Source organism: Prodigiosinella aquatilis (assembly GCA_030388725.1).
Taxonomy (GTDB): domain Bacteria; phylum Pseudomonadota; class Gammaproteobacteria; order Enterobacterales; family Enterobacteriaceae; genus Prodigiosinella; species Prodigiosinella aquatilis.
In genome coordinates this window covers 3,525,766-3,540,663 of sequence record CP128857.1, presented here as the reverse complement: position 1 = coordinate 3,540,663, position 14,898 = coordinate 3,525,766, and the positions used below count along the sequence as shown (strand labels likewise).

Annotated in this window: 14 protein-coding genes; 11 read left to right on the top strand and 3 right to left on the bottom strand. The window is 49.3% G+C overall.

Features of this window, described 5'->3' with window-relative positions; translation table 11 throughout:
• Window positions 1-259: 259 nt before the first annotated feature.
• From ndk to PCO85_16440, 10 genes are all read left to right on the top strand, one after another.
• A complete protein-coding gene (gene ndk, locus PCO85_16485; GenBank protein WJV52802.1) occupies window positions 260-691 on the top strand; it encodes a nucleoside-diphosphate kinase in 432 nt (143 codons plus the stop codon).
• Between the two features lie 170 nt (window positions 692-861).
• The gene (locus tag PCO85_16480) at window positions 862-2,034 is read left to right on the top strand and encodes a bifunctional tRNA (adenosine(37)-C2)-methyltransferase TrmG/ribosomal RNA large subunit methyltransferase RlmN (GenBank protein WJV52801.1); all 1,173 of its coding nucleotides are present in this window, start codon (window positions 862-864) and stop codon (window positions 2,032-2,034) included.
• Between the two features lie 202 nt (window positions 2,035-2,236).
• Complete coding sequence (gene pilW, locus PCO85_16475) at window positions 2,237-2,917, top strand: type IV pilus biogenesis/stability protein PilW (protein ID WJV52800.1); 681 nt, start codon at window positions 2,237-2,239, stop codon at window positions 2,915-2,917.
• Entirely contained in the window at window positions 2,907-3,953 is a 1,047-nt protein-coding gene (gene rodZ, locus PCO85_16470; protein ID WJV52799.1) for a cytoskeleton protein RodZ, read from the top strand. The genes pilW and rodZ overlap by 11 nt, the downstream gene beginning before the upstream one ends.
• A 39-nt stretch (window positions 3,954-3,992) precedes the next feature.
• On the top strand, window positions 3,993-5,114 hold the full coding sequence (gene ispG, locus PCO85_16465; protein ID WJV52798.1) for a flavodoxin-dependent (E)-4-hydroxy-3-methylbut-2-enyl-diphosphate synthase: 1,122 nt from the start codon (window positions 3,993-3,995) through the stop codon (window positions 5,112-5,114).
• A 137-nt stretch (window positions 5,115-5,251) separates the two neighbouring features.
• Complete coding sequence (hisS, locus tag PCO85_16460) at window positions 5,252-6,529, top strand: histidine--tRNA ligase (protein WJV52797.1); 1,278 nt, start codon at window positions 5,252-5,254, stop codon at window positions 6,527-6,529.
• A gap of 13 nt (window positions 6,530-6,542) precedes the next feature.
• Window positions 6,543-7,163: a YfgM family protein gene (locus PCO85_16455; GenBank protein WJV52796.1), complete on the top strand. Its 621-nt coding sequence runs from the start codon at window positions 6,543-6,545 to the stop codon at window positions 7,161-7,163.
• Between the two features lie 10 nt (window positions 7,164-7,173).
• Complete coding sequence (gene bamB, locus PCO85_16450) at window positions 7,174-8,355, top strand: outer membrane protein assembly factor BamB (GenBank protein ID WJV52795.1); 1,182 nt, start codon at window positions 7,174-7,176, stop codon at window positions 8,353-8,355.
• 147 nt (window positions 8,356-8,502) lie between these two features.
• Window positions 8,503-9,993, top strand: coding sequence for a ribosome biogenesis GTPase Der (gene der, locus PCO85_16445; protein WJV52794.1), 1,491 nt, complete (start codon window positions 8,503-8,505; stop codon window positions 9,991-9,993).
• 88 nt (window positions 9,994-10,081) lie between these two features.
• On the top strand, window positions 10,082-10,306 hold the full coding sequence (locus tag PCO85_16440; protein ID WJV52793.1) for a zinc ribbon domain-containing protein: 225 nt from the start codon (window positions 10,082-10,084) through the stop codon (window positions 10,304-10,306).
• Window positions 10,307-10,313: 7 nt separating this feature from the next.
• On the opposite strand, the gene PCO85_16435 is transcribed toward PCO85_16440, so the two are convergent.
• The 3 genes from PCO85_16435 to xseA all read right to left on the bottom strand — a co-directional run bounded on the left by PCO85_16435 (window position 10,314) and on the right by xseA (window position 13,169).
• Window positions 10,314-10,658, bottom strand: a complete 345-nt coding sequence (locus PCO85_16435; protein WJV52792.1) for a hypothetical protein — start codon at window positions 10,656-10,658, stop codon at window positions 10,314-10,316.
• The gene (locus PCO85_16430; GenBank protein ID WJV52791.1) at window positions 10,633-11,688 is read right to left on the bottom strand and encodes a M4 family metallopeptidase; all 1,056 of its coding nucleotides are present in this window, start codon (window positions 11,686-11,688) and stop codon (window positions 10,633-10,635) included. Before PCO85_16430 ends, PCO85_16435 begins: the two co-directional genes overlap by 26 nt.
• 95 nt (window positions 11,689-11,783) lie before the next feature.
• A complete protein-coding gene (gene xseA, locus PCO85_16425; GenBank protein WJV52790.1) occupies window positions 11,784-13,169 on the bottom strand; it encodes an exodeoxyribonuclease VII large subunit in 1,386 nt (461 codons plus the stop codon).
• Between the two features lie 172 nt (window positions 13,170-13,341).
• Here xseA and guaB point away from each other — a divergent pair, with 172 nt between their 5' ends.
• Complete coding sequence (gene guaB, locus PCO85_16420; protein WJV52789.1) at window positions 13,342-14,808, top strand: IMP dehydrogenase; 1,467 nt, start codon at window positions 13,342-13,344, stop codon at window positions 14,806-14,808.
• The last annotated feature ends 90 nt before the right edge of the window (window positions 14,809-14,898 follow it).

Here is a 14,898-nt window from a genome sequence, read left to right as displayed (position 1 = left end):
TTCCTGGGACCGGCAAGTCACGCTGTTATCGCTGGATCAACTCTTGTGTCCATCGTCCGAGATTGTTGTGTCAGTTATTCTCGTGCATTGCTGCGAAATACGGAAAATTTGAGAGGAAGAGGATAATGTTTTTTTAAAAAAATGTTATTACGCTGGTAGGCAAGCAGCGCCGGTGCCCCTATAATCGGCGCCACTTTCACTGGCCGGTATTATAACTTTTTCAACCGGCTGTTTCCGTTAGTTATTGAACGAGGTCACTATGACGGTAGAACGTACCTTTTCCATCATAAAGCCCAATGCTGTGGCAAAGAACGCTATCGGCGCGATTTATGCCCGTTTCGAAAGCGCTGGTTTTAAAATTATTGCAGCTAAAATGCTGCATCTGACCCGTGAGCAGGCAGAAGGTTTTTATGCCGAGCATAAAGGTAAACCCTTCTTCGACGGCTTGGTGGATTTCATGACCTCTGGCCCGATTATGGTGCAGGTACTGGAAGGTGAGAATGCTGTCCAGCGTAACCGCGACATTATGGGAGCGACTAATCCGGCTAACGCACTGGCAGGTACGCTGCGTGCAGACTATGCCGATAGTTTCACTGAAAATGCCGTTCACGGTTCCGATGCAGTCGCTTCTGCCGAGCGTGAAATTGCTTATTTCTTCAGTGCTGATGAAATCTGCCCGCGTTCTTGTTAATGGTGGCGAGTCTGGCGTGGCGCCTTAATAAAAAGTCGGCTACGGTAGCATCGTTGTTTTAAAGTTTGTACAATGTCACGCCCTGGATGAGCACGAGCTTACTGGGGCGTTTCTTCTATATATCACACCCTTTCGCGCCATAACGTGTAATAACGAGGCCATGAGTCATTATGTCTGAACAAACTGCATCCCCAATTTCTGTTGTATCTGACGCTATCGTCAAAAAAGACGCTGAAAAAATTAATCTGCTGGATTTTAACCGCCAACAGATGAGAACTTTCTTTGCCGAGTTGGGGGAAAAACCCTTTCGGGCCGACCAGGTCATGAAGTGGATGTATCATTACTGTTGTGACGATTTCACCCAGATGACCGACATCAATAAGGTCTTACGTAGCAAGTTGCAGGAAATTGCAGAAATTCGTGCGCCGGAAGTGGTAGACGAACAGCGCTCTTCCGATGGCACTATCAAATGGGCGATTCTGGTTGGCGGCCAGCGTGTGGAAACGGTGTATATTCCGGAAGAAGATCGCGCAACATTGTGTGTTTCATCTCAGGTAGGCTGTGCGCTGGAGTGTAAGTTTTGCTCTACCGGGCAGCAAGGGTTCAACCGTAATCTGCGAGTATCGGAAATTATCGGGCAGGTATGGCGGGCGGCAAAAATAATCGGTACGGCCAAAGTGACCGGGCAACGTCCTATCACCAATGTGGTAATGATGGGGATGGGGGAGCCGTTGTTGAATCTGAACAATGTTGTACCTGCAATGGAAATCATGCTGGATGATTTCGGATTCGGGTTATCCAAACGTCGCGTCACGCTCTCAACATCGGGCGTGGTACCTGCACTGGATAAACTTGGCGACATGATTGATGTGGCACTGGCTATTTCCCTGCATGCGCCAAATGACGAAATTCGTAACGAAATTATGCCGATTAATAAAAAGTATAATATCGAAACTTTCCTGGGAGCAGTACACCGCTATCTGGAAAAGTCCAATGCCAACCAGGGGCGCGTTACAGTGGAGTATGTGTTGTTGGATCACATCAATGATGATACCGAGCACGCCCACCAGCTGGCGGCATGCCTGAAAGATACGCCATGCAAGATCAATCTGATTCCATGGAATCCGTTCCCTGGCGCACCTTATGGACGTAGTTCCAACAGTCGTGTTGACCGTTTTTCCAAAGTACTGATGGAGTATGGCTTCACCACGATCGTACGTAAAACTCGTGGTGATGATATTGATGCCGCCTGCGGACAGTTGGCTGGGGAGGTTGTCGACCGGACTAAACGTACTTTGAAGAAAGCGATGGCTGGGGAACCTATCACCGTCAAGACGGTCTGATTGCTGACAATCTTTATCAGGTATGAAGGTGATAAATACTTTTTTGCGGCTTATCATACTATGCTGTCACTTGTGACAGATTCAGGTAACATACGACATACTGTTGGCCAGGATGGCACAAGGATAGTCAGGGATGAATCAGCAGTGTTGGCAGAGAGGCGCATGGTTGCTAGTTGCCATCCTCGTAGCAGGATGTAGTGATTTGTCACATAAGACGAATCCGCGGTTGGCACAAACGCGTTTACAATTGGGGCTGGCGTATTTGGCACGTAATCATCTGGATGCCGCCCGCGATAATTTGGAAAAAGCGGTACTGGCTTCACCGGGTGATTATCGTACTCAACTGGGAATGGCGCTTTATGAGCAACGTATCGGCGAAAATGGTGCAGCTGAGCAGCGCTATCGTCAGTTGTTACGGCAGGTACCCGGTAATAGTGACGTGATGAATAATTACGGTGCGTTTCTTTGTGGTTTAGGGCAGTATGTAGCAGCTCAGCAACAGTTTCGTGCGGCTATACAACTCTCTGATTACAGTCAGGTTGCTGATGCTCTGGAAAATGCGGGGTACTGCTTTTTCAAAGCTGGGCAGAATGAAGACGCACGTCAATTGATTAGCCGGGCGCTGAAGTACGACCCCGACAAAGGGGGGCGGTTGCTGTTGGAAGCGGACCATCAGTTCGTGACAGGACATTATGAACAGGCGCAATTGCTCCTGGATATTTATCAGCCGATTCTTCCGGCCAGTGCTGAAAGTTTATGGCTACAGATTCGTTTCGCCGCGCTGGCAGGGCATACTGACGAGGTTAATCGTTATGGTTTGTTGCTGGCGCAAGGTTTTCCACAATCTAAACGGTACCAGCAGTTTTTAGCTAATGAATACTGAAGCCACTCAAGATAACACAGCATCAACGATAGCTACACCGGGCGAACGCCTGCGTCAGGCACGTGAGCGTTTGGAATTTACGCAACAAGTTGTTGCCGAACGCTTATGTCTGAAAGTGTCTACTATTCGTGAGATCGAAGAAGACAATACACCCGCCAGCCTCTCTCCTACTTTTCTGCGTGGCTATATCCGTTCCTATGCCAAATTAGTCCATCTGCCCGAAGAAGAGCTGCTACCGATGCTGGAAAAGCATGTGGTTCCCAGCCGGACCTCCAATGTGGCACTGATGCAGACTTTTTCGTTAGGCAAGAGCCGTAAAAAGCGAGACGGCTGGCTGATGATGCTCACTTGGTTAATTCTGCTGGTCGTTTTAGGATTGACCGTCGCCTGGTGGTGGCAGAACCATCAGGCACAGCAGCAGGAAATCAATTCTATGGTGGATCACACTAGCGCAGCGCAGACGAGTGGTGGAGAGCAGTCTGTTGCCCTCGGCCATAGTGAGCAGGCGCCGGTAGATCCTGATGAAAGTGCCACTGCCGGAAGCGAAACCACTAATACAGCGGCACCTGCCGATAATACCGCCACTGATACAAAAAATCCTCCTGCCGCCGAGGTACAGCCATCGGTTCCGCCAGTAACGGTTCCGTCGGCAACGGCTCCATCGCAGTCGGCAACGGTTCCATCACAGACGCCAGCGGTTGTTTCACCCAGTCAGGCTCCGGTTCAGTCATTGCTGAGCCAGAGTGCTACTGCTGCTGCCAGCACCTCGCCTGGTAGTGTGACAACAGCGGCGAATACCATTGTTATGCATTTTACAGCGGACTGCTGGCTGGAAGTGGTGGATGCTTCTGGTAAGAAATTATTCAGCGGTGTTCAGCGAAGTGGCGGCTCACTTAACCTAAGTGGCCAAGCGCCTTATCGACTGAAAATTGGTGCACCTGCGGCAGTACAGATTGAATATCAAGGTAAACCAGTTGATTTGAGCCGGTTTGTAAGAAGCCATCAAGTTGCGCGCTTAACGCTTGCCGCACAGTAATACTCTGCAGTCAGCAGTAGTGATTTTGGAGAAGAAGTAATGCATAACGCAGCGCCCATTACCCGTCGAAAATCAACCCGGATTTACGTTGGTAAGGTGCCTGTAGGTGATGGGGCACCGATTGCTGTGCAATCGATGACCAATACCCGGACCACCGATGTCGATGCGACAGTTAAACAAATCGCTTCACTGGTGCGTGTCGGGGTTGATATCGTCCGTGTTTCCGTGCCAACGATGGATGCTGCCGAAGCATTCAAGTTGATTAAACAGCAAGTGGATATCCCTCTGGTGGCCGATATACATTTCGACTACCGTATTGCGTTGAAAGTTGCCGAATATGGTGTCGATTGCCTGCGTATTAACCCTGGCAATATCGGTAATGAAGCACGTATCCGTTCCGTAGTGGATTGTGCACGTGACAAAAATATTCCTATCCGCATTGGTGTTAACGCTGGCTCGTTGGAAAAAGATATACAGGAAAGGTATGGCGAGCCGACACCGGAAGCATTGGTGGAATCAGCCATGCGGCACGTGGATATTCTGGATCGTCTTAACTTTGACCAGTTCAAAGTTAGTGTGAAAGCCTCTGATGTTTTCCTGGCAGTGCAATCTTACCGTTTGCTGGCATCCCGTATTGATCAGCCATTGCATTTGGGTATCACGGAAGCAGGTGGTGCGCGTAGTGGTTCAGTCAAGTCGGCGATCGGGCTGGGTATGCTGTTGTCGGAAGGTATCGGCGATACACTTCGTATTTCACTGGCGGCAGATCCCGTAGAAGAGGTCAAGGTCGGTTTTGACATCCTGAAATCCCTGCGCATTCGCTCTCGCGGTATTAATTTTATTGCTTGCCCCACCTGTTCACGTCAGGAGTTTGACGTGATTGGTACGGTGAATGCGTTGGAACAACGTCTGGAAGATATCATCACCCCTATGGATGTTTCCATTATCGGTTGTGTGGTAAACGGTCCGGGTGAAGCACTGCTTTCAACACTGGGTGTTACCGGCGGTAATAAGAAAAGCGGTTTTTATGAGGATGGTACTCGTCAGAAAGAGCGTTTTGATAATGACCAGATGATTGATCTGCTGGAAGCGAAAATCCGTGCCAAGGCCACAATGCTGGATGAAAAACAGCGTATTGCGATCAACGTGGTTGATAAATAATCTTTGCGGCATGATTGGATGCAATTGTGCCTAAATCCTGAATTAATAGACCTGATGATGCCAGCACTACATTGAAGAAGTGGTGTCGTTCCTCCTATAATCGGACCTATTTTTTGACAAACGCATAGAGAACTGACGTGGCGAAAAATATTCAAGCCATTCGCGGCATGAACGACTACCTGCCAGCTGAAACGGCATTGTGGCAGCGTATTGAAGACAGTCTGAAACAGGTGCTCGGCAGTTACGGGTATGGTGAAATCCGTACACCTATTGTCGAGCAAACATCTCTGTTCAAACGAGCTATTGGTGAAGTGACTGATGTCGTGGAAAAAGAGATGTATACCTTTGAGGACCGTAATGGCGATAGCCTGACATTGCGTCCTGAAAATACTGCGGGTTGTGTCCGTGCCGGTATTGAGCACGGTATTCTGTACAATCAGGAACAGCGGTTGTGGTACGTTGGTCCAATGTTTCGCCATGAACGTCCACAGAAAGGTCGTTATCGTCAGTTTCACCAGCTTGGTTGCGAAGTCTTTGGGCTGAAAGGACCCGATATTGATGTTGAGCTAATGCTGATGACCGCTCGCTGGTGGCGAGTGTTGGGGATTGCGGAGCACGTAACACTGGAACTGAATTCCATTGGTTCATTGGACGCCCGTGCCCGTTACCGCGAAGCGTTGATCGCGTTTCTTGAACAGCATAAAGATCAACTGGATGAAGATTGTCTGCGGCGTATGTACACCAACCCGCTGCGAGTTCTTGATTCAAAAAATCCTCAGGTGCAGGCATTATTGGATGATGCGCCGATACTTACCGCTTATCTGGATGATGAATCCCGCACGCATTTCAATGAATTGTGTGAACTTTTAACGCAGTCGGGTATCCCATATAAGATTAATCCGCGTCTGGTTCGTGGTCTGGATTATTACAACCGTACCGTTTTTGAATGGGTAACCAACAGTTTGGGCTCCCAAGGAACGGTATGTGCCGGTGGTCGTTATGATGGCATGGTAGAGCAATTGGGGGGACCGGCCAATACACCAGCGGTTGGTTTTGCCATGGGACTTGAGCGTCTGATTCTACTGGTTCAGGCGATTAATCCTGAATTCGCCGCATTACCCAGTGTTGATGTTTACCTGATTTCTTCCGGTGTAGGCACGCAGAGTGCGGCGATGCAACTGGCCGAAAGACTGCGTGATGACATGCCGCAACTGAAAGTGATGACTAATTACGGCGGTGGTAATTTTAAAAAGCAATTTACCCGTGCGGATAAAAGTGGCGCACGTGTTGCGCTGGTGTTGGGGGAAAATGAAGTAGCTGCCGGTGAGGTTGTGGTAAAAAACCTGACCAGTGGTGAACAGGAAACACTGATGCAGGCCGACGTTGCCGCACGATTGGCAACGCTACTGGGTTGAGGAGAACGACACCGTGGAAGTCTATACCACAGAGAATGAACAGGTTGAGGTTGTTCGCCGTTTCTTTGCAGAAAACGGCAAGGCGCTTGTTGTCGGTATTGTGCTTGGTATTGGTGCACTGGCTGGCTGGCGTTTCTGGCAAAGCCATCAGGATGGCAATGCGATGGCGACATCAGCTGCTTACCAACATGTCAGTGACATGCTTACTGCTGGCAAATCTGATGCAGTTGCCGCGGTAGAGAAATTTTCTGCTGATAACAGTAATAATTACGGTGCACTGGCATCGCTTGAGCTAGCACACCACTTCGTGGAACAGAAAGATTTTGCTAAAGCTGATCAGCAGTTAAAACAGGCGCAGGGACAGACGAAAAATGATGATCTGAAAGCGTTGGTCAATCTGCGTTTGGCTCGTATTCAGTTGCAGGAAAATCAAGCGGATGAAGCGCTGAAAACACTTGATATGATCAAGCAGACCGGTTGGGAAGCGCTGGCTGCTGACGTTCGCGGTGATGCACTGGCTAGCAAAGGGGATAATAAAGGAGCGCGTGATGCTTACAACAAAGGCATGGCGGCAAATCCTCCCCAGGCATTGCAGTCTTTATTACGCTTGAAATTGAACAATCTGCCCAGCTAAGAGGAATTCCATGCAATTGCATAAAACACTTTTTGTAGGATTGATTTCTGTTGCCCTACTGAGCGGATGTTCCTTGTTCGATCACGAAGAAGATGTTGTCACTATGTCTCCGTTACCTCAGGTTGAGAATCAGTTCACACCAACCAAGGTCTGGAGCCGTTCTGTTGGCGATGGTACTGGCGATTTTTACTCTAATCTGGGGCCAACCTGGCAGAATAATCAGGTTTATGCCGCTGACCGTCATGGTGTGGTAAAAGCGTTAGACTTAACTAATGGCGAAGAAAAGTGGCGTGTCGATCTGTCAGAAAAAACGGGTCTGTTTTCCCGTAACCGTTCAGCCCTGTTATCTGGTGGGGTTTCTGTATCCGGTAATCGCGTGTATGTCGGCAGTGAAAGAGCGCAAGTCTTTGCTCTGAATGCAGATGATGGTGCCAAGGTATGGCAAACCAGAGCTGCGGGTGAAGTGCTTTCTCGTCCGGTCATCAGTGATGGTGTGGTACTGATACATACCAGCAACGGTATGCTGCAGGCATTAAATGAATCTGATGGTTCTATTAAATGGACGGTTAGCCTGGATATGCCAACGCTGTCGTTGCGTGGTGAATCTGCGCCAACCACAGCATTTGGTGCCGCAATTGTTGGCGGTGATAATGGCCGTGTTAGCGCTGTGATGATGAATCAAGGGCAGTTAATCTGGCAGCAGCGTATTTCTCAACCAAGTGGCGCAACAGAAATTGATCGCCTGAACGATGTGGATACGACACCGGTAGTTGTGGGCGATGTTGTGTATGCACTCGGCTATAATGGTAATATGACGGCATTGGATCTGCGTTCTGGCCAAATCGTGTGGAAACGTGATCTGGGGTCGGTAAACGATTTCATTGTTGATGGTGATCGTATCTATCTGGTAGATCAGAATGATCGGATTGTAGCGCTGAGTACCAGTGGCGGCGTTAATATCTGGCGCCAGAGTGATTTGCTGCACCGTAATCTGACGGCACCAGTTTTGTTTGATGGTTATCTGGTTGTGGGGGATGCGGAAGGTTATCTCCACTGGGTTAATACGGCCGATGGCCGTTTTGTTTCCCAACAGAAAGTGGATGGTTCTGGCTTTTTGAGCAAACCGGTGGTGGCCAGCGACAAATTGCTGGTACAGTCTAAAGACGGTGAGGTTTACGCTTTCACCCGCTGATACACCAACAGTATGCCGGATCAGAATGTTCATCATCACATGATCCTTTTAACGGCTCCTGACACTATCAGGGGCCGTTTCGTCTTTTATCATCAGCGAGTGATACTTGCTGTAACAAATTGAAATATAAGCAATGAGGTTGTAACAATGATACCTGTCGTCGCGCTGGTCGGGCGCCCGAATGTGGGTAAATCCACGCTGTTTAACCGCTTGACGCGTACCCGTGATGCATTGGTGGCGGATTTCCCTGGGCTGACGCGTGACCGCAAGTATGGTCGTGCTGAGGTAGAAGGGAATGAATTTATTGCCATTGATACCGGAGGCATCGATGGTAGTGAGGAAGGAGTGGAAACACGTATGGCAGGCCAATCACTGCAAGCTATCGAAGAGGCCGATATTGTCCTGTTCATGGTAGATGCCCGTGATGGTTTAATGCCGGCAGATCGCGGCATCGCCCAGCATCTGCGCAGTCGTGAAAAGCCCACCTTCCTGGTTGCCAACAAAATTGACGGGATTGATGCGGATACGGGTATTGCCGATTTTTACTCATTGGGATTAGGTGAAGTGTACCCTATCGCAGCATCTCACGGTCGAGGTGTCACTTCATTGCTGGAAAAGGCTCTACTGCCTTTTATTGGTGAGGCACCTGAACCGAAAGAACTGACGGAAGAAGAGGCTAATGCGGCCTATTGGGCGGAGCAATTGGCTGAGCAGCAGTCCGATAGCGAAAATAGCGAACCAAAGGATGATTTCGATCCCGAATCATTACCCATTAAACTGGCTATTGTCGGGCGGCCCAATGTTGGTAAGTCCACGCTTACCAATCGGATTTTGGGTGAAGATCGTGTGGTGGTTTACGATATGCCGGGAACCACCCGGGACAGTATCTATATCCCAATGGAACGTGACGGCCGTGAATATGTCTTGATCGATACTGCCGGAGTCCGTAAGCGTGGGAAAATAACCGAGACGGTAGAGAAGTTTTCGGTCATTAAAACTCTACAGGCGATTGAAGATGCGAATGTAGTCCTGTTGGTGATTGATGCCCGGGAAGGTATTTCTGATCAGGATCTCTCGCTGCTGGGCTTTATTCTCAATGCTGGCCGTTCTCTGGTGATTGTGGTCAATAAATGGGATGGGCTGTCACAGGAAGTAAAAGATCAGGTGAAAGAAACACTGGATATGCGCCTGGGCTTTATTGATTTTGCTCGTATCCATTTCATTTCCGCTTTGCATGGCAGTGGTGTCGGTAATCTGTTTGAGTCAGTCACTGAAGCTTATACATGCTCTACTCGTCGGGTGGGAACTTCCATGCTGACCCGTATCATGCAGATGGCGGCAGATGACCATCAACCACCGTTGGTGCGTGGTCGCCGAGTAAAACTGAAATATGCACATGCCGGTGGCTATAATCCACCGATTGTCGTTATTCACGGCAATCAGGTAAAAGATCTGCCGGATTCCTATAAACGCTACCTGATGAATTATTACCGTCGTTCACTGGATGTTATGGGAACACCAATCCGCATTCAGTTCAAAGAAGGTGAGAATCCCTTTGCGGATAAGCGCAACACATTGACGCCAAATCAGCTCCGCAAGCGCAAGCGTTTGATACAGCACATCAAGAAAGGTAAGTAATCACATACGGGGCAGAGTATATCTGCCACGTTGTTTTATGCCATTACCGTAGACCTGATATCGTTTGACATTAACGTGGAGGGAAATAATGGAAGCCGTTTGTCCTCAGTGTCAACATGAAATGCAATGGCGAAACGACGAACATTTTTACTGTGCCATCTGTCAGCAGGGGTATCTCCGCCAGATATTCTGTCCTGAGTGCCACCAGGTGTTACAAGTTCTGAAAGCGTGCGGTGCAGTTGATTACTTCTGTCAACATGGTCACGGGCTGATTTCGAAAAAGCAGGTTGAATGCCATTACCAACCGGAATGAGTGGCGATTATTCCGAAGGGCCGTTACGCCAGAGCGCCTCCAACTCCACTGGGGCATCGCATTCTGGAATGAGTAGCACAATATCCTGATGTGGGGCATTGTGCTGATTGCTGTAGCTGATATGAATGCGGTAATAAAACTGATCGCCACGACCCGGTGGGCTCTGTCGATCAGGTTCTCGTACCGTAGAGAAGATGTTGCGCAGTATTGTGCAGGTTTTTTCCCGCGCCGGAGACGGGATATCGGCCAGCGCAAAGCGCCGATGCCCCGCAAGTTTGGGTATCCAGGCAAAACCACCTTCACGTGCCAGTTCAATCACTGCATCATCAGTCAAAGCGGGCTGAATGTTCATTGGTTATTCCCGTTTCCACACCGACCTGATACCAGGCCTGAATGACAATATCGGCAACGACGGCATTAAAACGTTTTTCAGCATGTTCGACAGTGCGTTTGGCAAAAACGGAAAAATCGGCATTTTGGGGCAGTGATTTATCACATAGCGTGTCATACCAGATTTGCCCGGCTTTTTCCCAGGAATAGCCCCCCAACCCCATTGCCGTCAGATAAAATGCCCGGTTGGGAATGCCGGAGTTAAGATGGACTCCGCCATTATCTTCACGTGTATTGATATAGTCACGCATATGCGCTGGCTGTGGGTCGGTTCCCAGCAGTAAATCATCATAAGCTGTGCCGGGTCTGGCCATAGAGCGTAGGCCTTTACCGTCGATATTCTCTGCCAGCAGACCTTCGCCGATGATCCAGTCCGCTTGTTGTGCCGTTTGTTTATGGTAGAACTGTTTTACCATGGCGCCAAATACGTCGGACATCGACTCATTGAGCGCCCCAGACTGACGGAAGTAGATGAAGTTTGCTTCACTTTCAGTGATACCATGTGCCAGTTCATGGCCGACCACGTCAATCGCGGTAGTAAAACGGTTGAAAATCTTGCCGTCGCCATCACCAAAAACCATCTGCTGCCCATTCCAGAAGGCGTTCTGATAATTTTTGCCATAATGCACGGTCCCGGAAAGCGGTAACCCTTGGTTATCTAATGAATTACGGCCGAATATCTGCCAGAAAAAATCATAGGTGGCGCCCAGATAGTCGTACGCTTCATCGGCAGCGATATCACCATTACTGGCTTGGCCCTCGGTACGTACCTGGATTCCCGGCAGTTGCTGTTGATGTTCTGCATTATAGATTTTCCGATCAACCTGACCGCCAGTGTATATCTCATGTGGTGCGGGTTTGGATAACATCTCTACCATCAGAGATTGGACATGCATTAATGTTTGTTGGGCACAACGACGCTCTTCATCAGAACCATTGTTGATAATACGATGCAGAATATAGGGGGGGATTATGCTACGAATTAGCCTCATGCCTCATCTCCTTATGGTAGGTGAACATCATGTATGCAGATGCTCATCCCTGCTCATAGATAACCAGTAATGAAGCAATAAGTATAGTGTAGAGATCAGATCTTCTGTTTATAACGTTTTTTCACGACAGTTGCGGATTCTGAGCGAATTTCGGTTATCTGGCTTGCTACCCATCCATCCTGAAGGCGAGTTTTCAGGGTATCGCCGATGGACGCCTGAATAGTTCTTTTCATTACCTGGCCATCAGATGTCGATGTCACACTATAGCCGCGTGCCAGCGTTGCTAGCGGACTGACCGCTTCCAGGTGGGAACAGGTTTCACCAAAGCGCTGCTTATGCTGGTTTAGCTGTCGTTCCACGGTCTGTTGTAATTGATAACGCAGTTGTTGCAGACGCTGCTGAGCACGGTGAATCCGTGGTTGCTGCTGCTGCTGCATCAGACGTTGCAACTGTCGTTCATGCTGACGCGCAGCATGACGAAGCCGGATTTGTATTACATCGTCTAATCGCTGACGCAGTCGGATCAGCTGATTTTGCTGCCTTGCCAACCGTAGCTGTGGGTGTTGTTGCTGCAAGCGATGATAAAAGCGATTAAAGGTTTGTGCACGCTGAGCCAGATAGTAATCCATGCCCATTTCCAGCCGCTGACGCAAGGATTGGATCTGTCGTAGTAGTTCTGGATGATTACGGCTGACCAGTTCGGCGGCGGCTGAAGGCGTCGGCGCACGCAGGTCAGCGACGAAATCGGCAATGGTGACATCCGTTTCATGGCCTACGGCACTGACCACAGGAATGGCGCTGGCAAAAATGGCCCGTGCCACTCGTTCATCATTAAAACTCCATAAATCTTCCAGTGAACCGCCGCCGCGTCCAACAATCAGAACATCACATTCCTGACGCTGATTTGCCAGTTCAATGGCGCGGACAATTTGTAATGGCGCTTCATTACCCTGAACCGCTGTGGGGTAAATGACCACGGGTAAAGACGGGTCACGGCGTTGTAAAACTTGTAGGATATCGTGTAGTGCCGCACCGCTGGCAGAGGTGATAACGCCAACTTGTCTGGCGGGTTTAGGCAGGAGCTGTTTGTATTGCTGTTCAAACAAACCTTCAGCGGACAGACGCTGTTTCAGTTGTTCAAACTGTTGTTGCAGCAGGCCATCACCGGCGGGCTGCATACTTTCTGCCAGCAACTGGTAATCCCCGCGAGGCTCATACAGAGTAATGATCGCCCGGATAAGCACCTGTTGGCCATTCTGTGGGCGGAAGATTACCCGGCGATTGCTATTACGGAACATGGCGCAACGCACCTGTGCACGCTCGTCTTTCAGCGTAAAATACCAGTGGCCGGATGCAGGTTGCGAGAAGTTGGATATTTCACCGGAAAGCCAGATCTGACCCATTTCGCCTTCCAGCAGTTGTTTAACCGTCTGATTAAGGCGACTTACGGTGAAAATTGCAGAAGAAGGAAGTTGAGACATTGTGAGCCAGATCAAATTTTAAAACAGTGACTTAATTGATCGATACTACCTACCTGTAAAAGGTAATCAAGCATTTTAGTAAAAAAATGCTGGAGGCAACCGATTACGCTCTGTATAATGCCACGGCAATATTTTATCTAATCTTCCACCCACCCTTGGTGAGATATTGCCCATGCTACGTATCGCTAAAGAAGCACTAACGTTTGATGACGTTCTCCTTGTTCCCGCACATTCTACTGTCCTGCCTAATACGGCTAATTTAACCACTCGACTCACGAAAACGATCAGTCTGAACATTCCTATGCTGTCCGCAGCGATGGATACTGTCACCGAATCTGGTCTGGCGATTGCGCTGGCTCAGGAAGGCGGATTAGGTTTTGTTCACAAAAACATGTCTATTGAGCGTCAGGCAGAAGAAGTCAGCCGCGTAAAAAAACATGAAAGCGGTGTGGTTGTTGATCCACAAACCGTAACACCAACCACAACGTTGCATCAGGTAAAAGAACTGACCAAGCGTAATGGCTTCGCCGGTTACCCAGTGGTTACCGAAGGCAACGAGTTGGTAGGGATTATCACTGGTCGTGATGTTCGCTTTGTAACCGATCTTAACCGGCCGGTCAGCGATTTCATGACAACGAAAGAGCGTCTGGTAACGGTAAAAGAAGGCGAAGCACGCGAAGTCGTATTGCAAAAAATGCATGAACGACGCATTGAGAAGGCGCTGGTCGTGGATGATCAGTTCCATCTGGTTGGGATGATCACCGTTAAAGATTTCCAGAAAGCAGAGCGTAAACCAAATGCCTGTAAAGATGAGCATGGACGTCTGCGTGTTGGTGCGGCTGTTGGTGCTGGTGCGGGTAATGAAGAGCGTATTGATGCACTGGTCGCGGCGGGTGTTGATGTATTGCTGATCGACTCGTCTCACGGTCACTCTGAAGGCGTGCTACAGCGTATTCGTGAAACCCGTAACAAATATCCCGAGCTGCAAATTATCGGCGGCAACGTAGCGACTGGCGCAGGTGCGCTGGCGCTGGTTGAGGCGGGTGTCAGTGCGGTGAAAGTAGGTATTGGTCCTGGTTCTATCTGTACCACTCGTATCGTAACGGGTGTGGGTGTACCGCAGATTACCGCTATTTCAGATGCCGTGGAGGCACTGGAAGGTACGGGCGTTCCGGTTATCGCTGATGGCGGCATCCGTTTCTCCGGCGATATCGCCAAAGCCATCGCCGCGGGCGCAGCCTGTGTCATGGTGGGTTCCATGCTGGCGGGTACGGAAGAGTCTCCTGGGGAAATTGAACTCTATCAAGGGCGTTCTTTCAAATCTTATCGCGGTATGGGGTCGCTGGGTGCGATGTCCAAAGGGTCTTCCGATCGCTATTTCCAGTCTGACAATGCCGCAGACAAATTGGTGCCGGAAGGTATTGAAGGTCGTGTCGCGTACAAAGGGCGTTTGAAAGAGATCGTTCATCAACAGATGGGCGGCCTGCGTTCCTGTATGGGATTGACCGGATGCGGAACCATTGATGAACTGCGAACTAAAGCGGAATTTGTCCGTATTAGCGGTGCGGGTATTCAGGAAAGCCATGTCCACGATGTAACCATTACCAAGGAATCGCCGAATTACCGTATGGGTTCATAAGGTGGTTTGCAGGCGGATTTAACCCGTTAAACCCGGTAATCTTCACCGGGTTTAATCACTTTTAGCTTTTTGTATTTGGAATATATTTCC